The sequence below is a fragment of the Pseudomonas sp. AF03-9 genome (genome assembly GCF_020515815.1).
GTDB lineage: Bacteria > Pseudomonadota > Gammaproteobacteria > Pseudomonadales > Pseudomonadaceae > Aquipseudomonas.
Window position 1 is genome coordinate 134269 of record NZ_JAHPJF010000017.1, and the last position, 23440, is coordinate 157708.

Sequence of the window (23440 nt, forward strand, 5' to 3'; positions counted from 1 at the left end):
GATCAGCCCTCGAGGCGGTGCCTGGGACGTGCCGACAGGGTCCGGGCGTCAAAGGCCGTCGCCCCCGCCAAGTTCTGCCAAGTTGACGGACCGCCGGCGATTTCCTCAGCACTCAGCAGGCAATGGTCGAGTTCGCGCTGTAACGCGTGGGTATCGAGGCCTTGGCCGATGAAAACCAACTCTTGTCGGCAATCGCCGACAATGCTGTCCCACTTGGTCATGATGCTTTGCAACCGATACTCATCCCGTGGCCATTGCGACTGCTCGATGAAGTTCCACCAGTGCCCCACATAGTCCCACTGGAATTGTTTGCCGCTCTGCACCAGCAGACCGGTTTCCAGGTGTCGGCTGGCTACCCAGAAGTAACCTTTACTGCGTAACAGGCACCCGTTGTTCCAGGGGCGGCTGAGAAAGTCGAACAAGCGCTGAGGGTGAAAAGGGGCACGCTCGCGGTACACCCAAGACGTCACGCCATAGGCGTCCGACTCGGCGGCCGGTGCGTCTTCAATTTCCATTTTCCTCATCCAACCCGGCGAGGCCGCAAGACTGGGTAAATCAAACAGGTGGGTGCCGAGGATGTTGGATAACCCGACATTACCCTGCGTCATTGGCACAATCCGCGCGGTCGGGTTAAGGCCGGCGAGGATCGCGTGCAGCGCCTGATAAGCCGATGCGCCGATCAGGTCCAGTTTGTTGACAAGAATGACGTTGGCGTACTCCACCTGCTCAATCAGAAGATCCGCCAGAGGGCGTTTGGGTTCGTCTTCCTGTACGTCGTCGCGGACCACGGCGTCCGGTAACTCCAGCAACGCCTGAAAACGGCTGCCATCGACCACCGTCACCAACGTATCGAGCCGTGCCAATTCGCTGAGGCTGAAACCTTCGGCGTCGAGGAAGGCGAATGTCTCTGCCACCGGCATCGGCTCCGAGATCCCCGTGGACTCGATCAGCAGGTAATCGAAGCGCTGCTGACGTGCCAGGGTACTGATCTGCTCCAGCAAATCAGCGCGTAGCGTGCAGCAGATACAACCATTGCTCATCTCGATCAATTCATCTCGGCCACGGTGCAGCGATACATCGCGTTGCACCTCTGCGGCATCGATGTTGACCTCACTCATGTCATTGACGATGACCGCCACTCTCAGACCTTCGCGATTGCGCAAGATATGGTTGAGCAGGGTGGTCTTGCCGGCGCCGAGGAAGCCGGAAAGCACGGTCACCGGCAGTCGGCTCGCCTGGGCGCCGTTCATCATGCGTTCACCACTCGACTGCCCTGGGCGTGGTCCAGGTAGCTTTCGAAGAGATCGACCACCACCAAGCCCTCGTCTGCCGCGTCGCCCCACAGATCGAATGTACGGAACTCAACATGGTAGGTTGGCTGATGCGCCGCGCTCGTATCGCCATGGCCAATCGCGTCCGGGAATGGCCATTGTTCGGATGTGCGATGCACCACCACGCCTTGCTTGCCGCGCACGTAGGCTGGCATGCGGGTATGCCCGGCCACATATTCGTCGCGCACGACCACGTGGTCGCCAATCTCAAAGGGGACTCGACCAGTGATAGCCGGGCGACCTTGAGCATGTGCTGGGTTCGCCAGCTTGAAGTGGGAACCCAGCGCCTGGTCGAGATCGGCCTGGGTGATCACACCGGTTTCGACCAGCAGGGTCGCGGTGGCGATGACATAGCGTTCGTAATACTGGGTGCCGACATGTTGGCGAACATCCAGGCGTTCGACGGCATGGCGCACTTCGTCCACGCTGAACTTTTTCAAGTGGTCGGCACCGATAAACATCAGGCTATAGGCCAGGTGCTCCCAGTCCTGCTTGAATACCTGTTTATAGCTCAGGCTATTGATGGTGTGGGGGACTTTGCCAAAGCCTTGGAAACCGCCGAGATCGTGAAAGCCATCCATAATAGAAACTCCGGGAATTGAACGATGATGCGTTGTTTTTCTCAGTCAACGCGGGGCAGGGCGACACCGATCAGCACGTCTTTGGTCACCAGTGTCTGAAGCTGCTCCTCACTCATGTGCTCGGAGCCTTCAGGCCTTACCGGCAACACCAGATAGCGGCTTTCGGCGCTGGTATCCCAAACCTTGACCACCATGTCGCTCGGCAACTCAGTGCCCAGTTCGCGCAATACGGTGCGTCCTTCCCGGACCAGGCGTGCACGGAACTCAAAGCCCTTGTACCACTCAGGTGGCAGGCCGAGCACCGGCCAGTTGGTGCAGGAGCACAGACTGCAGACAATGACGTTCTTCACCTGCGGCGTATCTTCCAATGCGACGATGTATTCGCCCTGCGGGCCGGTATAACCGAACTGGGCACACGCAGCGGTCCCGTCCTTGAGTAACAGCGCGCGGAACTGCGGATCGACCCAGGCCTTGGCGACCACGCGGGCGCCGTTCTCCGGGCTCCAACCGTGTTCCATCAATTGTGTGAGCTGCTCGACGTAGCCCTCCGGGATGAGCTCCTTGCTTTTGAGTACTTGAAACAATGCCCTGGCCCGTTCGCCGGGCGTTGAAGGGCTCACAGGTGTGGAAGTGGATGGACTCATTGGTTCTCTCCTATCAGTCAACGCGGTTGGGGTGTGATTGAAACGTACCGGTCTTTCTTATTGTTTTTCCGCTAGGAAACTCAGAGTGTGCGCCAGTCCACCGAGGCTTCAAATGCCGCCGCTGCCTGGTAAATTGTGCCTTCGGCATAGTGCTTGGCCACCAGCATCAACCCGACGGGTAGGCCGTCTACCAGGCCGCACGGGATCGACATGGCCGGATGCCCGGTAATGTCCTGTGGCGCAGTGTTGCCGATCATTTCCAGCGCCCGCGCCACGTATTCGGTGATCGAGCAGCCCGCCGCAGGGTGGGGTTGGGCCGTGATGGGGGTGGTCGGCATCACCAGCAGGTCATAAGTCTGCAGCGCCTTGTCGTAGCCTTGCCGGGCAAAGCGGGAAAGGTTTTGTGCCTTGGCGTAGTAACGTCCGTTGTAGTGGGTCAGGCCGTATTGGCCGACGAACATGCACAGTTTGAGCGACGCGGATAATTGGTCGGCCTGTTCGCGCCAGCCGGCTTGTTTGTCCAGCAAGCCGACGTCGTACAGACCTTTCCAGTTAAAGCCCGCGCCGTTGCCATGCATCATTTGCATGGTCAAGCCTTCGCAACCGATGGGGTGCCACAGCGAACCAGCCAGGTTGTGTTCGGGAATGGATACCGGCTCGACCTGCGCGCCCAATGCCTCAAGGCGGGCGATGGCCTCGCGCACTTTGTCGGCCACGCGGGGATCTTGGTTGGCCAGCGCGAAGCCTTCCTGCAACACGCCGATTCGGAGGTCGCTGACGCCCCGCTCGAGGTAGCGGCAATACTCATCGACTTGAGGCGCCGCTTGGCGTGGGTCGAGCCCATCCGAGCCGGCCATGGCCTGCAACATCAGCGCGTTGTCGCGCACGTTGGCGGTGATGGGGCCGACATGATCGATAGTGGCTTCAATCGCCATGATGCCGGTGTAGGGCACCAGGCCGTGGGTTGGCTTCATGCCGTAGGTCCCGCAAAAGGCCGACGGGATACGTATGGACCCGCCCTGATCACCGCCCACTGCGATGTCTACCTCGCCGGCGGCGACCAATGCCGCACTGCCCGATGATGAGCCGCCAGCGGCATAACCGTGGCGATGTGGGTTGTGCACTGGGGCAGGGTCAGATGTGTGGCTGCCGCCTGACAGACAGTAGTGTTCGCACGTGGCTTTGCCGAGGATGGTTGCGCCGGCATCGAGCAATCGCGTAACCACGGTGGCATCAAAACCCGGCACAAAACCTTCCAGCGGTGCGGCGCCGTTCATCATGGGCACGCCAGCCAAGGAGACGTTGTCTTTGAGCGCGACGGTTTTGCCCGCCAGCAGGCCGTCACGGGCGCCATTCACTTCAGTCCGGTAGTACCAGGCATTCAGCGGATTTTCTTTGTTCGAGGGACGATAGCCCGCACTGCGGTCGTAACGTATGGGCGGCACGAAATCACATAGCTCGTCGACCAGGTCGTAGGCATCGAAACTCGGTTGCATCAGATCCAGGTAGGACGCCGCCTGCTCGTGGGTCAATTGCATGTTCAACTGGGCCGCGATGGCGACCAACTGATCACGTGTGGGACGAATAATGGCCATGATTTTCCTGTCTTTTATCAATTCAGTCCGGGAAGCAATAGAGGCCAAATTAGGCGTCTATCACCGTATTCGCATGGTTGAGCAGGACACTCATTTGGCTGAAAAGGACACCGGGACTCAGAACACTTTCAACACGCGCAGATTCAGGCGCGCACCTTCCTTGAAGCCTTGCTCCACCTCGATGTCCTTGCCGAGCTGAGCCTGGATCTGCAGGGTGGGGTCGATGAAGTGAGTGACCGTGAAACGGGCGTAGGACGTTGAGACACCGTCGTGCTGGTCAACGCCATCCACAGTGGTCGCGGCCCCGCTGACATAGCCTGCGCCGAGTGCAAACGTGGTGCTTGGCGTCCAGTTGTAGCGCACGGCTGCCTGGTACTCGTAGCGCGTGTTTTCTTCGAGTTTTGCGCGGGTGGGGCCGTAGTCGTTATTGGTCGAGACCCAGGACACGTCGGCGACGGTGTCCAGCGCCCACTGCGCTGAGAAGTGGTGGATGTAGGCCGCTTGCAACGTCGCCCGCCAGCGGTTCTCGCCCAGGTTCAACGCATCGTTTTTGTTGTAGCTGCCGACGGGGATGTACAGGTAAGGGGCGAGGGCAAACACATCTTTGTTTGCCGTGGGTAATGTCCACTTGAGTGGGGCGGTGATAATCGGATCACCCACGCCATGGCTGTCGCCCAAAGCACCGACATCGCCGGAGGCGTTCATGTAGCCGAACGGCAGCAAAATCTGCGGCTCCCATGAAAGGTTCTCGGAAAGACCTATCGCATGGATGTAACGCAGGATGCCCACGTCGGAGCTGAGCTTGGCGTTGTCGGAGGTCCGATGGCCGTTCTGATAGAGATCGGACCTGTCGGCATGCTGGTAGTAAAACAGTACGGCATCGGCGCCTGCGGGCAGCGGTTCGAAATCCCCCGGCGATACTTCAAGGGCCTGGCTTTTGGCAAACGGCAACATTCCCAGCGCAAGTAGGACTCGACTGAATTTCATGGCCGTTCTCCTTGCGCGGCAGCCGCATCGCGCAACATCCCGGTGTGCGGATGGCAGTTGATGTACTCGAAGATCTGGCTCTTGGCGTCCGATACGGACACCTCGTGGTAGAGCCGCAACTTCTTCAAGCCCGCAGCCACGCGAAAGAACGTCACGAAAATACGCAGGTGGGTCGGGTGGGATTCGGCCCAGCGTTCGAGTTTCTCCACCGAGCGCCAGTGACCGATGTTGTAGCTGACGTCGAGAAAGTTGCCGTCCAGGTCGATATTGCGCACGAACCGGTTGCTGTAGCAGCCCAGCGGTTGGCCGTTGTCACGCAGGAAGTCCATGCCGTCTTGCAAGGTAGGCAGGATCTCGTCGAGGTACAGCGAGCGTTCGTCCGCCTCGGCGTCTGCCCAGTCCTGGCCGGAACGAATCAATGTGAGGTTGTCATGCCCCAGTACCACAACCCTTCCGCCTTTGGCTGGATTACCGGCGATCACTTGCAGCTCACTTGTAGGCTTCATCCAGTCGGTCTGGGAGATCGGAAAACGGTCGCGCATCGAGCCCCAGTAACCGTGCTCTTCGATTTCGCCACTGGTTGCATCCATGACCGCGCCGACGCCGGGCAGGTTGTCTTGGAAGGCATACAGCGTCTCGAACTGCTCGGCGCGCGGTGCGCTGATTTCACGGAAATAGCCAAGGCCGTCGTTGAGCCTATCCGGTGAAGTCCACCAGTCGTTCACCGGTGCGCTGCGCAACCAGCGGCAGTGGGCCGCCGGGTCTTTCCAGTAGCCGACGACAATCAAGTTATCAAAGCCGCTGCTGTCGGTGTGGTGGGTCAAATCGTGGGTCTGAGGGCCATCGGCCAGGTCGAAACTGCCTACGATGTGACGCATGGCCAGGAGTGCCGCTTCGCGCTGCGCCTCGCCTTGATACTGCACGCCGACGTAGGCCATCACCACTTGTTCCAACTGCTCGTCGGCGCGCGCAACCCACATCGGGAACGGAGGTTGATACTCGTCCGGCACACGGCGGGACAGGCTGCGTGAGCATTTGAGATGTGTGTCGATTGCAGATTCCATATTTAGCTCCTCGTTATTTTGGTTCAGGCCTACGGTTGGGCTTTAGCGCTTTGCCGACGCACTGCGTTTGGCGATCTGCCGTCGGTGCAGCAGCTTCATGGCTCCCCACTCAATCAACCAGCAAGCCGACTCTTCTGGTGCAAGATCGCGCCTGTGCAGAAGCCAGGAGGAATCAGCCAATCGTTGTGAACAGTGTCGATGCATGGCGTGCCTCATCAGCGGGGTATGAGCTGCTGTGAGGTCGAAATTAGGCGTGACGGCGAGGAGCCGCTTGGTTCGTCAAGACAACCGCTTGGTTGGAAAAGACAACACCAGAAGGGACCATCACCGGTGATCGGCGTTGGTGCGCCAATGTCTAAAGCTCAGCCTTCTGTGCCTCTTATTGGGGACGATGAGAGTACTGACATCCACACTTGGACGCAGGGTGGGGGCGAGATGAGTAGGCGAGGGCGACAGAAAGTGCTTGGCCTGTTAATTGCTAGCGCCGACAAGCCGGTTACACCTTTTCCAGCTCTTACTGCATCGCTGTACCGAGGTCAGTGTCATGAACCCAAGCACCCAGTATTCGACCCTTACCGTTGCCGCACCTCGTCGCTTTGATTACTGGAAAGAAGTGGTCTGCCGCCATTGCCTGGCGGCCGATAGCAAACCCTTGTCCCAGAGCAGTTTCGATGGCGCGCTCGCGATCAATACTTTAGGCAGTCTGGACATCTGTTCACTGTCATCGCCACTGCATTATTGGGAGCGCTCCGAGCGGCATCTGCGTAGCGGTCCGGCTGAAGATCTATGGTTGGGTTTTGCCCGAAACGGCCACGGCCAAATTGAACAGGGCGGAAGAAAAGCCAGCTTGGCCGTTGGCAATTTGTTTCTTTATGACGCAACTCAAGCGTTTCGATTCAGCTTGGGTGGTACCGAAAACCACCTGATCCGTATTCCGCGAGCATTGCTGACCGAACGCCTGCCACGTATTGCCGAGTACACCGCGATGGTCCTCGACGATCGACGGCCTGGCGTGATCCCGTTGCGGGAAATGTTACGCCAGGCGGCGAGTACGCCTGCGTCGTTGCAGGATGAACGCATCTCAACGCGCTATTCAGAGGCGTTGCTCGATCTTCTGGTCATCAGCCTGGAACTTCAGGACCTCAAGACCACTCACCAAGAGCTGGACCTCTACGGCCGCATCATGCAGTACATCCAACGGCACCTGACCGAGCCGGACCTGTCCATTGAGGTCATCGCCCAGGCTCACAATGTGTCCACCCGCACCGTTACGCGCGCCTTCGCGCGGTACCAGAAAACCCCCGTGGCAGAGATTTGGAAAGAGCGTCTGAATGCCAGTCGCGAAGCGATTGAACGCGGCCAGGTACGCAGTGTGTCCGAGGCAGCGCTGGACTTCGGGTTTTCTGACTTCTCCCATTTCAGCCATGCGTTTCGCAAGGCGTTTGGTGTGGCGCCGAATACGCTTTTACGCCGTAATTGAAACTGCCGGGTTTGTAAAGTAGACGTGAAGATGGGGGCTCACAGAGATGGGCAAGTCGAAGCGCCCTAAATGCCGTTCTTCTTGCTGCTCGCGTTCTTCCTTGCCGGTCTCCACCCTGGCTTGCAGGGTGGCGTCGGTACCCTACAATCTGCCCTACCAGCCTTATAGACTCTCAGGGTCGCCAAAAAACATCTGAATCCGCGACCGCAACCACCGCTCCCCGGGATCATTATCCTGCGACCCACGCCACGCCATATGCAGTTCAAACGAGCGCACCGGCAACGGCGGCTCCTCGGCGCGAAGGCCGCCGGCGGCGGTCAGTGCTTCGGCGGCATAGTCCGGCACGATGGCGACAATATCGGTGCCCGCCAGCAAGGTGCCCAGGCCGTTGAACTGCGGAACGGCCAGCACTACGTGGCGTTTGCGGTCGAGTTTTTCCAGTTCTTCGTCGATAAAACCGCTCAAGTCTCCCGCAAATGACACCAGGGCGTGGGGGCGGGCGCAGAAGTCGTCGAGGCTCAGGGCGCCGGGGACGCTGTCGGCGCGCAGCAGTTTGGGCAGGCTGCGGCGCAGGACTTTGCGTTTGGCGTTGGCCGGCAGGTCGGCGGTGTAGCTGACGCCGATGGAGATTTCGCCGGAGGCCAGCAAGCTGGGCATCAGGATGTAGTTGACGCGGCGCACCACCAGCACGATGCCGGGGGCTTCGGCGCGCAGGCGTTTGAGCAGTTGCGGGAGCAGGGCGAATTCGACGTCATCGGACAGGCCAATGCGAAATACCGCGGTGCTGGTCGCCGGGTCGAACTCGGCGGCACGGCTGACGGCGGTGGAGATCGAGTCCAGGGCCGGGGAGAGCAGGGCGAAGATTTCCACGGCGCGTGCGGACGGTTCCATGCTGCGGCCGGTACGCACGAACAGTGGGTCATCGAACAAACCGCGCAGGCGTGACAAGGCCGCGCTGATGGCGGGCTGACCGAGGAACAGTTTCTCGGCCGCGCGGGTCACACTGCGCTCGTGCATCAAGGTTTCGAATACGATCAAGAGGTTAAGGTCGACACGACGCAGGTCGTTACGGTTCATCTTGTGTCCTGGAAGAGTCAGCGAGCTTGACGAGAGCGGCCATAAAAGAACCCCCTGGATTCGATTAAGAAGCATGACCGGCATGAATCTTACGGGGAAAGGCTGGTACTCTGCACCGGCTAATTGAGTTTTCCTACGTTAGCCGGGGTCTTTTCCTCGGGAGCGGAATCAATGACAGGCATGTCGACTATTAATGGTGACCTGTGGTCTTACCGGGAAAGCCCAGATAGAGTTCATGGCATTAGAGGTTACTTTGACGAGGTTTGCGATGTCCCGCACGATCCGTTTTCACAAGTTTGGTCCGGCCGAGGTGCTCAAGTGCGAAGAGCATGTAGCCGCGCAGCCCGCACCGGGCGAAGTGCAGGTGCGTGTCGAAGCGATCGGCATCAGTTGGTACGACATTCTGTGGCGCCAGAACCTGGCGTCTTCCCATGCGCGCCTGCCATCCGGCCTTGGCCATGAGATGGCCGGGGTGGTCGTGGCCCTGGGTGAAGGCGTGGATGATTTGGCTGTGGGCGATAAAGTCGCCAGTTTTCCGGCCGAGAGCCCCAATGATTATCCGGTGTATGGCGAAGTGATCGTCCTGCCCCGTTCGGCCCTGACCCGCTATCCGGATGTGTTGAGCCCCATTCAAGCCAGCGTGCATTACACGCCGCTGTTGATTGCCTACTTTGCATATGTGGACCTGGCGCGGGTCAAGCCCGGCCAGTTTGCCTTGGTGACCGACGCGAGCCACTGCGCCGGCCCATCGTTCGTGCAACTGGGCAAGGCCTTGGGGGTGCGGGTGATTGCGGCCACCAAGGACAGCGCCGAGCGTGAATACTTGCTGTCCCTGGGGGCGGAAAAGGTCATCGTCACTGAAGAGCAGGACTTGCTCATGCAGATCAACAAGTTCACCGACAACCGCGGCGTCGATGTGGTGTTTGATGGCTTGGGTGGCCCGCAGATGTCGTTGCTCGGCGATGTGTTGGCGCCGCGTGGCAGCCTGGTGCTGTATGGTTTGCAGGGTGGCAACCAGACGCCATTCCCCGCATGTGCAGCGTTCCAGAAAAACATTCAGTTTTTTGTGCACTGCATCGGCAATTTCACCGGCAAGCCGGAACTGGGCATCATCCAGGACCAAGTGGCATTGCAGCGTGCATTACGCGACATCAACCAACTGACCGCCGATCGCGTGCTGGTACCGCTGAAAACCACGGTGTTTGCGTTCAGCCAGTTTGTCGAAGCACACCGCTATATGGACGAATGTCCGTGCCGCGAGCGCGTCGCATTGCAGGTTGAAGCTGTTTGATCTGTAGGAGTATTCGCAAATGCGTGTCCAATGCATCCGATCGGATGGGGCGAATGCGCCATTTGACAGGGCTTAACCCGCGGCACGGTTAAGTCCGCTCAAGCACGCCGACCCCGCATTTAATACCTTTGCCCCTGACGCCGCGCTGAATTTCAGTGCGGCGTTGTCGTGTGGGCGCAAACAAAGTTTCGCCGGTTGTTCATCTGAACTGGTTTTCGGCACTTTTCTGTATCTGTTAATCAGTATTCGACTGCCGATAATTGTGCCTTCACTGTCATCTCAAGGATTGAGCAATGATTGAATGTCTGACATTACCGTCCCATGCCTCTAGCACTAAGAGGTTGTTTATATGTTCGCGCAAACGAAAAGCGCAAGCGTCAGAAAGTACTGATCAATAGCCGCTGAATTCACGGTTTTGCTTGATTGTTACTTGTCGGACGCTTCTCTGACTTTCTGGATAAAGCAGCGTAGGAAGTTGTCGGAATATTCCTAGGTTGTACGGCGGCACCGCTCTAGCCCCTGTGGTTCTGCCGCCTGTGAAGGGGTTGGGCACCCGGCAGGCGAATAAGTGCACACAGTGCTTTTGTTGCGAGGTGCTAACGTTGATCCAGCGTAGTACAGAGCGATACACATCCAGCCTATAGGTGTAATGGGTCGGGCAACTAATCTTGATAGTTGCCTGAAACTGATATTTCAACTCGGGTAGTAGAATTATGAGCGCAATTCACGAGCAGGCCATGAACTATGTTTATCAACAAGTTCTACAACGTTTGATCGGGCACTTCACACGCGCCGAACGCACCGCACTTCAATTACTGATTCAACGCATAGTCGTCGCGGCCGGTGGCATGGAGCAGGTGGGTGATTACAAAGTGCTGATAGCCCATGGCGGCGGCGAAGTCAGCAGCTACACGCTGGCGTTGCTAAGGGCGGCGCAACTGTCCATCGCCGGGCGCGCACCCAAGACTTTCCAGTTGCGCGTGGCGACCTTGCGACACGCAGGGATGACCCAGGCCACCCTCGACACGCTGCACCAAGGGTATAGCGCGCTGTTTTTCCATGACGACCCCCGCGTCGAATTATTGATGGTGGAAAACCAGGAGGTGTACCCCTTCAACCACCAGCGCCCTGCGTCGAGCAGCGGTCGCGAAACCAGCCAGCGCACGACGCTGATGGTGGGGCACCTGACGTCCGGTGATCTGCGCGCCACGTTGTGCAATGACACCTTCCTGTCCCTGGGCGATTTCTTTCAGCGGGTTACAACCTGGAACGGTGGCGTGCATGCCGTGGTCAGTGGCGATTCGGCGCGCAAGCAGAGCCAGTACCTGGCCTGGCTGAAAAAGCACGCACTGATAGCCGGAGTGGGGATTTCGCGAGGTAAACCGATGTCGCTCAGTGGGCTGTTTGCACGCATGGAGGAGTGGAGCGTCGGCTGTTACCGCGACCTCTACGGCGATCAATACGTGCCGGGCGAAAGCCCTGGTCGTGGCGGGCATCGTCACTTGGCCTACATTGGGATTGCCGACCTACTGACCGACGTAGACCCCGGCTCCGCGCCGTTGCTCACGGAGTTCCTGGCCTATAAGCCAGACCCGTTCGGCTTCCACTTCAGCCATCCGGTGTATCCGAACCCGCTGCTGATGGCCCATCTGTACGGCTTGCAGGCCCAGTGTCTGCGCGAGCTGTCCTACGAGGATGGCGTCGAAAGCTTTATTCGCCAGGCGTACGGCTACATGAGTCGCCGGCAGATTCCCGAATACCTGATCGCAGAGGCCAGCAGCCCGGATGGCCGTGCGTTGTCGACCGTTCATGCGCAGGCGGTTTTTGGCCTGGATGAGAGCCAGTTGACCTGCTTGCTCTACTCGCCCTTCATCCACCACGGCCAGCGCCTTGAGGGTTACCTGCGCCAATGCCACCCCGGGATGCTGGTTGCGCTCCCGGAACTGCATAAGGTGCTGCAAGGCAAGGTGTCCTCCGACGTGCTGCAACAGTGGGCTGTCGATACCAGCGGGCTGCCGCTGCCGTTACTCCAGGCGTTGTACCGCCGGCGGCCCGGAGAGGTGGAACGTAGCATGCTTGCGCGCGGCCGCGAGGCCTCGGGTTCGGCTGTCGCCACACCAGGCTGCGCCTTTCAAATGTCCGGGCGCTAGCGGCATGGGTGGGTGCAGTTGCCCTGGTGGATGGTCATGAACCTGCGGGGTGAGCGGCAAGCGGAATTTGCCTATCAGGCGGTGTACCGCTACATGATCAGCCTGATCAATGAAGTCGGCCTGGAGACCCCGGTCAAACTACCGTCACTGCGGCAGTTGTCGACGCGCTTGAACGTGTCGATCTCGACGATTCAGTACGCCTATTCGCTGCTGGAAAAGGAAGGGCGGGTCTACTCGGTGGCCAAGTCCGGTTACTTCGCCTGGCCAGTGACCAGCAACCCGTTGATGGCTCCCGGTGGCGACCTGCTGGAAAGGCTCTATGCCGCGGCACGGCGCCCGCGCATGGCCGTACTCAGTAGCGACGAGCCTGCGTTGCTGGGCGCACTGGATGGCACCTTGCTGACGCTCGAGCGCCAGTTGATACGCCGTTATCCGCGCCACCTGCAACCCTGGTCGCAACCCTGCGGCGTGTGGGAGTTGCGGGCGGCACTGGCGGCGCGCTACACCTCATCGCCCACGCGCTGCTGGCAAGCCGACGAGGTGTACATCGGCGCCGACCTGCGTGGCGTGCTGGAAATCCTGATCGATGTGCTGGGCCTCAAAGGGACTACGTTGATTGTCGAATCGCCCTGCGACTGGTTGATTCTGCGTTTGCTGCAGGCCGCCGGTGTGCGGGTGATCGAGTTGCCCTGGAAGGCCGATGGCAGCCTCGACCTGATGAGCTTCGAGCACTTGTTGCGCCATGAGCCGGTGCAGCTGGTACTGCTGTCATCCGTGGTCAGCCTGCCGTCGGGCGTGGCCATGTCGGTGCAAGAGCGGCTGCACGTGGCGCATCTGCTCGAGCAGCACGGCTGCTGGCTGCTGGAAAACGACAGCTACGGCGACTTGGCGTTTGCCGCTGGCCAGCCGGCGCTGCGTAATCTGGTCAACCCGGAGCGGCTGATCGTCTTTTCGTCGTTCGACAAAACCCTGGGGGCGGAAGCGCCGTTCGGCTATCTGCTGTCGCGGCACTTGAGCAGCGAATTGCAGCGTCAGTTCCTGCTGCGCGCCTTTCGTTTGTCGTCGATCCGACAGCGTGCCATCGCCCGCCTGTACCAGAGCGGGCGGTTTGACCAACACTTGCAGACCCTGCGCCAGCGCCTGCAGGAGCAAGCCGAGGCCATGAGCCAGCGTGTGGACGCGCGCCTGGAGGGGCGGGTGACCTACCAGCCGCCACGCGCGGGCGCCAGTCTATGGCTGCAGTCGGTGGCCACGGTAGACATGCGCCAGGTGTTCCAGCGCATGGTTGCCCAGCAAGTAGTAATTGCCCCGGGCGAGCTGTTCAGCCTGGCTGGCCTGCACCACCAGCATGTGCGCCTGAGCCATGTATTCAATGGGCATCCGAACCTGGACGTGGCCTTGGATGCATTGGCACTGGCATTCCAGCAGGCGCAGATTGGCTGAGTTAGGGAGTGTTAGAAAATTCTCCTTCTGCTGTGGGATCGATACCATCGCGTCGTAGTCCAACTCTCAGTAAACTGTCATTTTTTCCGAATCCTTCTTTCCGAGGTTTATGCATGACAATCAGTCCTTTTGCGGGCAAGCCGGCGCCAGCCCAGTTGCTGGTGGATATCCCGCGACTGGTCACGGCCTATTACACGGGCCAGCCTGATGCAGCGATCTCCACCCAACGCGTCGCCTTCGGCACCTCCGGGCACCGGGGCAGCTCGTTCGAACTGAGCTTCAACGAATGGCACGTACTCGCCATCAGCCAGGCCATTTGCCTGTACCGTGAAGCCCAAGGTATCAACGGCCCGCTGTTTGTTGGCCTGGACACCCATGCGCTGTCCACGCCTGCCGGTGCCAGCGCGCTGGAAGTGCTTGCCGCCAACGGCGTACACGTGATGCTGGCCGAGGGTGATGAATACACGCCAACCCCGGCGATTTCCCACGCGATCATCTGCTACAACCGCGGCCGTACCAGTGGTCTGGCGGACGGCATCGTCATCACGCCGTCCCACAACCCGCCGCAAAGTGGCGGCTACAAGTACAACCCGCCGAACGGTGGCCCGGCCGATACCCACGTCACCAAGTGGATTGAAGCCAAGGCCAACGAGTTGCTGGCCAACAAGCTCGCCGGGGTCAAGCGCATCAGCCACGCCCAGGCGCTCAAGGCCGACACCACCCATCGCCATGACTACCTCAACAGCTACGTGGCCGACCTGATCAACGTCATCGACATGGACGCTATCCGCAGCGCCGGCCTGCGCCTGGGCGTAGACCCACTGGGCGGAGCAGGGGTGCGCTACTGGTCGGCGATTGCCGAGCACTACCGCCTGAACCTGGATGTGGTGAACACCGAAGTCGATTCGACGTTCCGCTTCATGAGCGTCGACTGGGATGGCCAGATCCGCATGGACCCGTCGTCCAGCTACGCGATGCAAGGCCTGATCGGCCTTAAGGAGCGTTTCGACGTGGCGTTCGCCTGCGATCCGGACCACGATCGCCACGGCATTGTCACCCCGTCCGGTGGCCTGCTGGCACCGAACAACTACCTGGCGGTGTCCATCGACTACCTGTTCCAGAACCGTCCCGACTGGCGCGCCGATGCGGCCGTGGGCAAGACCGTGGTCAGCAGCGGCTTGATCGACCGCGTCGCCGCACGTATTGGCCGGCGCCTGTACGAGGTCCCGGTGGGCTTCAAGTGGTTCGCTGATGGTTTGTTCGACGGTTCGCTGGGCTTTGGCGGTGAAGAAAGCGCCGGCGCGTCGTTCCTGCGCAAAGACGGCAGCGTCTGGAGCACCGACAAGGACGGCTTGATCCCGGCGCTGTTGGCAGCAGAGATGACCTCGCGCAAAGGCCAGGACCCAAGCCAGATCTACCGTGGCCTGACCGAAGCCCTGGGTGAGCCGTTCGCGATCCGCGTCGACGCCAAGGCCACCCCGGCGCAGAAGGCATTGCTAGGCAAGTTGTCGCCGGAGCAGGTGACGTCCACCCAACTGGCCGGGGAAGGCATCCAGCAGATCCTCAGCCATGCGCCGGGCAACAACCAGGCGATCGGAGGCCTGAAAGTGATGACCGAAAACGGCTGGTTTGCCGCACGGCCATCGGGCACCGAGGACATCTACAAGATCTACGCCGAGAGTTTTATCGGCGAAGATCACCTCAAGTTGTTGGTGGAAGAAGCCCAGGTCCTCGTAGACGGCGCCATTTCCCAGTAACACCGCAAAACCAGTGTGGGAGGGGGCAGGCCTCTCCCACATTTAGCCCCCTCCAGACGTCGAAGGCGGTCAAGCCAGGTCGACGAGAACGATCTCGCTATCCTCGATGGCAGTCACCCGCAACACCGACTCATCTTCAACCGCAACACCATCCCGAGCGTGTGCGCGCAAGCCGTTGACGTCTACGGCTCCAGTGGCCGGCACCAGGTACGCCCGGCGCCCATTGTCGAGCCGATACTCGGCGCTTTCCCCAGCCTTCAAGTTCGCCGCGACCAGCCGTGCGTCCGCACGAATACGCAGGCTTTCGCTGTCGCCCGTTTTACCGCTGGCCAGGGTCACAAAGCCTTCGCGGTCACCTTTGGGAAACGGCTTGGCCCCCCACGACGGCGGCAAGCCGCTTTCATTCGGGATAATCCAGATCTGAAAGATCTTGGTCGGCGTGGCTTCCAGGTTGTATTCACTGTGGGCGATCCCGGTGCCGGCGCTCATCACTTGCACATCGCCAGCCTCGGTACGGCCTTTGTTGCCCAGGTTATCGGCATGGCTGATGGCGCCTTCGCGCACATAAGTGATGATTTCCATGTCGCGATGGGGGTGCTGCGGGAAGCCGGTGCCGGGGGCGATGATGTCGTCGTTCCACACCCGCAGGTTGCCCCAGTGCATACGCGCAGGGTCGTGGTATTCGGCAAAGGAAAAGTGGTGATGGGCGTCAAGCCAGCCATGGTGGGCGCCGCCCAGCGTGTTGAAAGGTCGAAGTTCAAGCATGATCGTCTCCTGTGGATAGCGCCTATGATCCGGCAGTACATGATCGATAAAAAGCGTAAAAAGTGCCTGATTCCTATCGACTTACTAGATTGATAAACAGGGTTTTGACTTTCACTTCATCGCCTAACTGCATGACAGCAAAGCAATTGGCTGGAACTGAACGCCGATTCCGGCGACCATGGCGCATTCGCCAAAACCAACCTCATCGCTGGAGTCCGCGTGCCGCAACACACCCCTGATTTGCCCCCAGAGCTACGCCCACTGGCAGACATGCCGTTGTTCAAGCGCCTGGCGGCGCGCCTGTTTGGCCACGGACTCACGCGCCTGCGCGCCCAGCACCGGTTTTCCTGGCTGCATGGGCAGGCCGATGGCTTTCGCAGTGGGCACGAGGCAGGCGTGGAGTATGGCTACCGCGAGGGCAAGGCCGACGGCATCGAGGAGGGCCGGCAAGTCCTGCTGATCCGTGACTTTCGCCCCGATGAACACCGTGCACCGGGTGTCGACGACAACCTGTTCGATGATTGGCGCCTGCCGCTGACCGCCGACCTGAAAAAACGCATCAAGGCTGACGTGGCGCGCCTGCTGCCGACGCATGCCCAGCCCAGTGCCGCGCAGTGGAAGATGATCTTCAGCGACACACCTTCGACGTCGGTGATCGCGGGTGCCGGTGCGGGTAAATCCACTTCGCTGGTGCTGCGTATCCTGCTGTTGACCCATTACCTGGGCTTTGAACTCAGTTCGATGACCGTGGTGACCTTCACCCGCGAATCGCGCAGAGACTTCATCCACAAGCTCATGGAAATTCTCAACCTGTGGGGCCAACCCCTTGGCTTCAAAGAGGCCCAGGCGGTGGTACGCACCTTCCATTCGCGCATCCTGCCGATGGTGCGCAGCTTGCCGGGTTTCGAGCGCCTGCAGGCCTTCGAGAACCTGAGTTCGGGTGCTGAAGAGGCTGACAGCAACCCGTTCGACCTGCGTATCAACGACGCCCAGCGTCAGCAAATGAACGCCTGCTATCACCGTTTACACGGCCAGCATGCGCGGTTCCGCGAGCTGATCGCGCCGCTGGCCCGGCATGGGCTGCAGCTCAAGGAGCTGGAGCGCGAGCATCCCGACGTGCAAAAGCGCGTGGCAGTGACCGAGTTGGCGGCCAAACGCGACGAAGAACTCTGCGATGTGATCGAAGACCTGTGGTTCCGCGCAGGGGCCTGGCCGATCAAGGGCATTGAGCCGAGCCGGCAGGCCGTGGAGATCAATGGCGCGAAATTCCATTGCCATGGCTACATCCCGCAGCTGGATGCGTGGGTGGTGCTGGGCTTCGATTCGCGGGAAAACGCCCAGGTCAGTCGGCCCAATTCGAAACTTTCGGTGCGCGCCGAGTGGGCGGTAAAGCGCACCCTGTTTCAAGCTTTCTGCCGTAAGCCACTGATATGGCTTGATAATTACGATTCATCAAAACGACTGTTAAGCAGCCTGGCCGGTGATGCCAGCGCGGGGCCGGGCTTTGATTACAAGGTCAAGGGCGAGCTGGCTTCGGCGCCGCTGTTGGACTGTTTCGTCGTGGCGGCCGGTTTTATCGAGAACCTCGGGTTGGATGTGCCCACGGCCGTGGGCCAGATGAGCTTTGCCAAGGACGACCCGGACCGCTTTTTCTTCGAGGCGCTGAGCATTTTCTGGAAGGCCCTGGAAGACCACTTGCTCGACCAGTCGCCGCCGATCATGACCTACAACCGCATGTTCTCGCTGTTTGGCGAAAACACCCCGGAAAACCTCAAGCTGCTCAGCGATCCGTTGCTGCGGCCGCTATCCCACCTGATGATCGACGAATTTCAGGACGTCTCGCCGCAGATCGTCTCGTGGATCCGCGCCAGCCTGCGCGAGATCCGCAGTCGCGGTCCGGCCATGCACGTCGGGCGCGGCGCCCAGCGTTCATCGCTGCTGTGCGTGGGGGATGACTGGCAGTCGATCTATGGTTGGCGCGGCAGTTCGCCCAAGTATTTCATGCAGTTCAACCAGGAATTCCCATCCCCGGCCACCACTCGCGTGATGCTGGCGGAGAACTACCGCAGTCACCAGCACATCATCGACGCGGCGGAGCATATCGTGCGCGCTGCGCCGGCGATTCCCGGCAAAAAGGCCAAGGCCAGCGGAGCGCCCAAGCCGTTGGTGCCGGTCAAGGTGCTGGAGCGCGACGAAGCCGCACTGGGGCAGCAGCTGTTGATGCACTATCAAAACGGCGAAACAGTGTTAATGCTTTATCGAAAAAGTAGCGATAAGTTACTGATTCAAGAGCATATTCAGTCTGTAGTTAATCTAGATTCTAGCTTGCCTCCCCAGGCGCGCAGGCTTAAGCAGCTGACCTATCACAGTGCCAAGGGCCTACAGGCAGACGCGGTATTTCTGCTGGGCGATTGCCAACATGTCACCAGCTCGCCCTACAAGAATCAGGTGTATCGCATGGCGGGGCTGGGCAAGGACGGTGACAGCGAGCCGTATGACACTGCGCAAAAGGACGAGGTGCTGCGCCTGGCCTATGTCGGCATTACCCGCGCCGTCAGCCATTGCTACTGGTATGTGGAAAAGCCCGAAGGCCAGGCGGTGAATGTGCCCAAGGCGTCAGAGCGGGTAGATGGCAAGAAAGCCTTCTTCGACGACCAACGCGGTTAGCCGGCGAATGCAACACCCCCCCCCCTGTGGGAGCGGGCTTGCTCCCACACAAGCCTGTTCCACCTTCGAACGGTGTTGTCTGTCAGCGCGTATTCAAGCCCGTAAAGACAGCGGCGGCACAAACGACGCCAACTCATCCTCCACCGCTTCGATAATCCGCTCCACGTCGGCCGCATTCATCACCGTGGCGCAAGGGATGCCCGCGATGGCAATCAACGTCTCGCCACTCGCTCGGTCAAACAGGCGGGCGACCATGCTGCCGGGCGCGTCCATGCTGCCCTCGAAGCCCATCGGATGGAAATGCCAGCGCATCAGCTGGCAGGCGTTGGGGAATGTCACTTTGTTCATATTGCCCACCTTGTTCATTGAGCGCTTCCTTTTGCTCGCGGCAGGGGCCATGACCGTCAGTGGTCGTGGCATCGGAGAAGTTAAAAATAGCATCCGTTCGTAAACACAACGTGACTTTTTTCGCCCCGTTTGGCGGTTGTTTTCCTACCTTTTGATGTGGGTCACGTCTTACAACAAGGCAGGCAAAAGGCCATTATTCCGGTATTCCATCTGGCCATTGTCGCACGCTGCAAAATTCGGCAATCTCCACGCTTTACCCGCCGCAGAGCCTTCCATGCCAAACATCGCCCCAGACGATGATAGCCAGCACACCCAAGCCACCTGCGACGTCGTGCTGCGCCACAGCCTGTGTTGGCGGCGTCGCGACCTTGATGGGGTGATGTCCTACTACCACCCGCAGATCCAGTACCACGATTTTTTCCAGAACCGTGTGGTCGGTTACGCCGAGCTGCGTGAGTACCTGCAAGCCAGGATGCCCCGTGAGGCGGACGAGGCGATTGAGCACACCGACCGCATCCGCGCTGATGGCAACACTGCGTTCATCCAATATCGCATCACCTTGCGCGGCGGCCAGGGCCTGGTGTCGTTTCGCACCAGCGAAGCGATCACCGTGCGCGACGGGCTGATCTGGCGGGTCAACGAATACGCCTCCCTGGTGCACGAACAGCCGACCCAGACCCTGCGTCCCACGGTCAGCCGCCTGGGCCTGTCACCGCAGCAATTGGGGCATATGGCCAATGACTTGCAGCAGTACTTCGAACGCAAGCAGCCTTATCTGGACCCCGAATTGGACCTGCAACGGGTTTCCAAGGAATGCGGCTACAGCCGTAATCAGATTTCCTACCTGCTTAATCAAGTGCTCGGCCAGAGCTTCTACCGCTATGTGAACCAGGCCAGGCTGCAACATTTGCTCGCCGCGCTGGAGCACGCCACGCCGCCGATCAAGGTCGATGACCTGGCGTTCGCCGCCGGTTTCAATTCGTTGTCGGCGTTCTACAGTGCGTTCCGTCAGCACACCGGGCAGTCGCCCAAGGCTTACGTCAAACAAATTTCCCTGCGTGCACGCGCGCAAGACATTCAGTAACACCGCGCTCTAGGATCGACCCTATCGAAACGAGGTAGGGGAAGCGGGCATGCCAGCATGGCGCAATATCAGTTTATGGATGGGCCAGTTGGACGACCCGCTGGTGGCGCGGCCGTCCCTGGAGCATGACCTCGACGTCAACGTGGCCATTATCGGCGCCGGTTACACCGGGTTGTGGACCGCCTATTACCTGAAGCGCCAGGCCCCCGAGCTGAACATCGCCATCATCGAGGCACAAACCGCCGGTTTCGGCGCGTCGGGCCGTAATGGTGGCTGGCTGATGGGCAACCTGCTCGGCGAAGATCGCCTGCTGGCCGACGTGTCGCCCGAACAGCGCCGCGCCTCGTTCGACCTGTTGCACGGCATCCCCGATGAAGTTGCGCAGGTCCTGGGCCGTGAAGGCATCGACTGCGACTACCGCAAGGGCGGCGCGCTGTACTGCGCCGCGCGTTATCCCGAGCAGGAAGGCAGCCTGCGCCGCTACCTGGACAAACTCTACGCCCAGGGCCTGACCGAAGCGGATTACCGCTGGCTGGCCCCGCAACAACTGGCCCAACAGATCCGCATCGCCAAGCCCTATGGCGGTATCTATGCGCCCCACGTCGCGACGATCAACCCGGCCAAGCTGGTGCGCGGCCTCGCGCGGGTGGTCGAAAGCATGGGCGTGAAGATCTACGAAAACACCCCGGCCACCCACTGGCAATCCGGCCACGTGCGCACGCCCAAGGCGAGCATCCGCGCCGCCTGGGTGGTGCCGGCTGTGGAAGGCTATGCCAACACCTTGGCGCCCCTGGGCCGGTACCAATTGCCGGTGCAAAGCCTGATCGTCGCCACTGAGCCGCTGCCTGCCAGCACCTGGGATGAGATCGGCCTGAGCCACGGCCAGGCGTTCGGAGAAAGCAGCCGCCAGGTCACCTACGGCCAACGCACGGCCGACAATCGCCTGGTGTTTGGCGCCCGTGGCGGCTATCAGTTCGCCGGCAAACTGCGGCATGACTTCGATTTGACCGACAGTGAAGTCGAGCTGCGTCGCTACCTGTTCGGTGAGCTTTTCCCACAGCTCAAGCACGTACGGATTACCCATTCGTGGGGTGGCAACCTGGGCATGGCGCGCAACTTCCGCCCGCACATGCTGTGCGACCACCAGACCGGCATCGCGCTGTCCGGCGGTTATGGCGGGGAGGGCGTCGGCGCCAGCAACCTGGGCGGGCGCACCCTGGCCGACCTGATCCTCGGCCAGGCCACGCCGCTGACCAGGCAACCCTGGGTAATCCGCGAACGTGGCCTGGACGCGCTCAAGGCCTGGGAGCCCGAACCGTGCCGCTGGTTGGGCTACAACGCGATCATTCGCAGTTTTGTCCATGAGGACCAAGTGTTGGCAGACCCCAACAGCGCCCCTTGGCGCCGCAAGTTGGCGACCGGCGTGGCCGAGTTCATGGAAGGTTTCATGCACTAAGTCGTTTCACTCACACGGGAGAACCCATGAGCATCACTCAATTCAAAGACACGCTGAACGCCCACCTGCCGGACTCGTCACCCGTGGCCGTGCCCCTCGGCGAACCGATCGCCGTGGCATCGACCCTGAGCGTGGAGCGCAGCGACGGCGTCGAGACCGGTATCTGGGAATGCACCCCGGGTCGCTGGCGCCGGCAGATCAGATCCCAGGAGTTTTGCCATTTCATCCAGGGCCGCTGCACCTTCACCCCCGACTCCGGTGAAACCGTCCACATACAAGCCGGTGATGCACTGATGTTGCCGGCCAACAGCACCGGCATCTGGGACATCCAGGAAACCGTGCGCAAGACCTACGTATTGATTCTGTAACGCTTTGATCCTTGATCGCCTGCCATAAAAACAGCCCTAAAACCGCCAGGAAATCGAACCATGAAAGCCATTGCCCTGTTGCCCTTGATGTTGCTGGCCTCCGCCAGCCAGGCCGCCGAGACCGTGAAGATCTACAACTGGTCCAGCTACATTGCGCCGGACACAACCAAGAACTTCCAGAAGCAGACCGGTATCGGTTTCAGCTACGACGTGTACGACAGCAACGAAACCCTCGATGGCAAGCTGATGACCGGCAACTCGGGGTATGACGTGGTGTTTCCGTCCAACCACTTCATGGCACGGCAGATCCAGGGCGGCGCCTTGAAAAAGCTCGACAAGAGCCAGTTGCCCAACTGGAAAAACCTCAACCCGGTGCTGCTCAAGGCCCTGGAAAACAACGATCCGGGCAACGCCCATGGTTTCCCGTACCTGTGGGGCAGTACGGGCATCGGCTACAACATCGACAAGGTCAAGGCAGTGCTGGGTGACAACGCCCCGGTGGATTCCTGGGACTTGATCTTCAAGCCCGAGTACATGGAAAAACTCAGCAAATGCGGGGTGGCAATCCTGGATAACGGCCCGGAATTGCTGCCGATTGCCCTCAACTACCTGAAGCTGCCACCCCACAGCAAAAATCCCGAGGACTACAAAAAAGCCGAAGCGCTGCTGATGAAAGTGCGGCCGTATGTGGCGTACTTTCACTCCTCGAAATACACCGGCGACCTGGCCAATGGCGACATCTGCGTGGCCGTCGGCTTCTCCGGCGACGTGTTGCAAGCGGAAAGCCGCGCCACGGAAGCCAAGAATGGCGTGAAGATCGGCTATCAGATTCCCAAGGAAGGCGCCGCGATCTGGTTCGACATGGTGGCCATGCCCGCCGACGCGCCGGATGAAAAGGCCGGGTATGCGTTCATGAACTACCTGCTGGAGCCCCAGGTGATGGCCGACATCACCAACTCGGTGCACTACGCCAACGGCAACAGCGCGGCGGACGGCCTGGTGGCGCCCGAGATCAAGGCCGACACTAAGATCTATCCGAGCGAAGAAATGATGGGCAAGTTGTTTGCGCTGGAGGCGATGCCGCTGAATATCGACCGGATTCGCACGCGGGTGTGGAACACCATCCGCACGGGTCGTTAAACACCGGCCGCCCCTCTATGTGCGGGCTTCTGTGGGAGCGGGCTTGCTCGCTCCACAGTTGATCGGAGTTGCTGGGCAGTAGGCGCTCGGCTGGAGATCGCCCAGGCACTGCCAATCCCTTGTGGGAGCTGTCGAGCCCTAGTGAGGCTGCGAAGGCGGCGGCACTGCTGGTGGAGGTGTTGCCTGAACCACCGCTTTCGCGGGCAAGCCCG

General features: G+C 60.2%; 19 protein-coding genes. 10 read left to right on the plus strand and 9 right to left on the minus strand.

All coding sequences use genetic code 11. The features are described from left to right. Positions 1 to 2: 2 nt before the first annotated feature. The 6 genes from LIY36_RS21545 to oxdA all read right to left on the minus strand — a co-directional run bounded on the left by LIY36_RS21545 (position 3) and on the right by oxdA (position 6202). Positions 3 to 1253: a GTP-binding protein gene (locus LIY36_RS21545; RefSeq protein ID WP_226457071.1), complete on the minus strand. Its 1251-nt coding sequence runs from the start codon at positions 1251 to 1253 to the stop codon at positions 3 to 5. Continuing rightward, a complete protein-coding gene (nthB, locus tag LIY36_RS21550; RefSeq protein ID WP_226457072.1) occupies positions 1250 to 1912 on the minus strand; it encodes a nitrile hydratase subunit beta in 663 nt (220 codons plus the stop codon). Before nthB ends, LIY36_RS21545 begins: the two co-directional genes overlap by 4 nt. Before the next feature lie 41 nt (positions 1913 to 1953). Beyond that, positions 1954 to 2556, minus strand: coding sequence for a nitrile hydratase subunit alpha (gene nthA / locus LIY36_RS21555; RefSeq protein ID WP_226457073.1), 603 nt, complete (start codon positions 2554 to 2556; stop codon positions 1954 to 1956). Positions 2557 to 2636: 80 nt separating this feature from the next. Continuing rightward, entirely contained in the window at positions 2637 to 4151 is a 1515-nt protein-coding gene (locus tag LIY36_RS21560; RefSeq protein WP_226457074.1) for an amidase, read from the minus strand. Positions 4152 to 4268: 117 nt separating this feature from the next. Further along, on the minus strand, positions 4269 to 5138 hold the full coding sequence (locus LIY36_RS21565) for a transporter (RefSeq protein ID WP_226457075.1): 870 nt from the start codon (positions 5136 to 5138) through the stop codon (positions 4269 to 4271). Beyond that, on the minus strand, positions 5135 to 6202 hold the full coding sequence (gene oxdA, locus LIY36_RS21570) for an aliphatic aldoxime dehydratase (RefSeq protein WP_226457076.1): 1068 nt from the start codon (positions 6200 to 6202) through the stop codon (positions 5135 to 5137). Before oxdA ends, LIY36_RS21565 begins: the two co-directional genes overlap by 4 nt. Before the next feature lie 544 nt (positions 6203 to 6746). Here oxdA and LIY36_RS21575 point away from each other — a divergent pair. Continuing rightward, positions 6747 to 7682: a helix-turn-helix domain-containing protein gene (locus LIY36_RS21575; RefSeq protein WP_226457077.1), complete on the plus strand. Its 936-nt coding sequence runs from the start codon at positions 6747 to 6749 to the stop codon at positions 7680 to 7682. A 162-nt stretch (positions 7683 to 7844) separates the two neighbouring features. On the opposite strand, the gene LIY36_RS21580 is transcribed toward LIY36_RS21575, so the two are convergent. Further along, positions 7845 to 8759, minus strand: a complete 915-nt coding sequence (locus LIY36_RS21580; protein WP_225595727.1) for a LysR substrate-binding domain-containing protein — start codon at positions 8757 to 8759, stop codon at positions 7845 to 7847. 268 nt (positions 8760 to 9027) lie between these two features. Here LIY36_RS21580 and LIY36_RS21585 point away from each other — a divergent pair, with 268 nt between their 5' ends. The 4 genes from LIY36_RS21585 to pgm all read left to right on the plus strand — a co-directional run bounded on the left by LIY36_RS21585 (position 9028) and on the right by pgm (position 15400). Then, the gene (locus LIY36_RS21585; protein ID WP_192300956.1) at positions 9028 to 10050 is read left to right on the plus strand and encodes a zinc-dependent alcohol dehydrogenase family protein; all 1023 of its coding nucleotides are present in this window, start codon (positions 9028 to 9030) and stop codon (positions 10048 to 10050) included. 713 nt (positions 10051 to 10763) lie between these two features. Continuing rightward, positions 10764 to 12200, plus strand: coding sequence for a hypothetical protein (locus LIY36_RS21590; RefSeq protein ID WP_226457078.1), 1437 nt, complete (start codon positions 10764 to 10766; stop codon positions 12198 to 12200). A 36-nt stretch (positions 12201 to 12236) separates the two neighbouring features. Next, positions 12237 to 13643, plus strand: coding sequence for an aminotransferase-like domain-containing protein (locus tag LIY36_RS21595; protein WP_192300955.1), 1407 nt, complete (start codon positions 12237 to 12239; stop codon positions 13641 to 13643). A gap of 113 nt (positions 13644 to 13756) precedes the next feature. Then, complete coding sequence (gene pgm, locus LIY36_RS21600; RefSeq protein ID WP_226457079.1) at positions 13757 to 15400, plus strand: phosphoglucomutase (alpha-D-glucose-1,6-bisphosphate-dependent); 1644 nt, start codon at positions 13757 to 13759, stop codon at positions 15398 to 15400. 69 nt (positions 15401 to 15469) lie between these two features. Here pgm and LIY36_RS21605 read toward each other — a convergent pair whose 3' ends face one another. After that, on the minus strand, positions 15470 to 16165 hold the full coding sequence (locus tag LIY36_RS21605) for a pirin family protein (RefSeq protein WP_226457080.1): 696 nt from the start codon (positions 16163 to 16165) through the stop codon (positions 15470 to 15472). Between the two features lie 219 nt (positions 16166 to 16384). Between LIY36_RS21605 and LIY36_RS21610 the strand changes: the two genes are divergently transcribed. Beyond that, positions 16385 to 18832 carry a UvrD-helicase domain-containing protein gene (locus LIY36_RS21610; RefSeq protein WP_226457081.1) on the plus strand — a complete coding sequence of 816 codons (2448 nt, stop codon included), beginning with the start codon at positions 16385 to 16387 and terminating at the stop codon, positions 18830 to 18832. 93 nt (positions 18833 to 18925) lie between these two features. On the opposite strand, the gene LIY36_RS21615 is transcribed toward LIY36_RS21610, so the two are convergent. Beyond that, positions 18926 to 19198 (minus strand): DUF1652 domain-containing protein, encoded by a 273-nt coding sequence (locus LIY36_RS21615; protein ID WP_003174017.1) that lies wholly within the window; start codon positions 19196 to 19198, stop codon positions 18926 to 18928. 256 nt (positions 19199 to 19454) lie between these two features. On the opposite strand from LIY36_RS21615, the gene LIY36_RS21620 reads away from it, so the two are divergent. From LIY36_RS21620 to LIY36_RS21635, 4 genes are read left to right on the plus strand one after another with little or no spacing between them, the layout of a single operon-like run. Continuing rightward, on the plus strand, positions 19455 to 20264 hold the full coding sequence (locus tag LIY36_RS21620) for a helix-turn-helix transcriptional regulator (RefSeq protein ID WP_226457082.1): 810 nt from the start codon (positions 19455 to 19457) through the stop codon (positions 20262 to 20264). Between the two features lie 49 nt (positions 20265 to 20313). Next, positions 20314 to 21720: an NAD(P)/FAD-dependent oxidoreductase gene (locus LIY36_RS21625; protein WP_226457083.1), complete on the plus strand. Its 1407-nt coding sequence runs from the start codon at positions 20314 to 20316 to the stop codon at positions 21718 to 21720. Between the two features lie 26 nt (positions 21721 to 21746). Next, positions 21747 to 22088: a cupin domain-containing protein gene (locus tag LIY36_RS21630; protein ID WP_226457084.1), complete on the plus strand. Its 342-nt coding sequence runs from the start codon at positions 21747 to 21749 to the stop codon at positions 22086 to 22088. A gap of 60 nt (positions 22089 to 22148) precedes the next feature. After that, positions 22149 to 23228 carry a polyamine ABC transporter substrate-binding protein gene (locus tag LIY36_RS21635; protein ID WP_226457085.1) on the plus strand — a complete coding sequence of 360 codons (1080 nt, stop codon included), beginning with the start codon at positions 22149 to 22151 and terminating at the stop codon, positions 23226 to 23228. Positions 23229 to 23440: the final 212 nt, after the last annotated feature.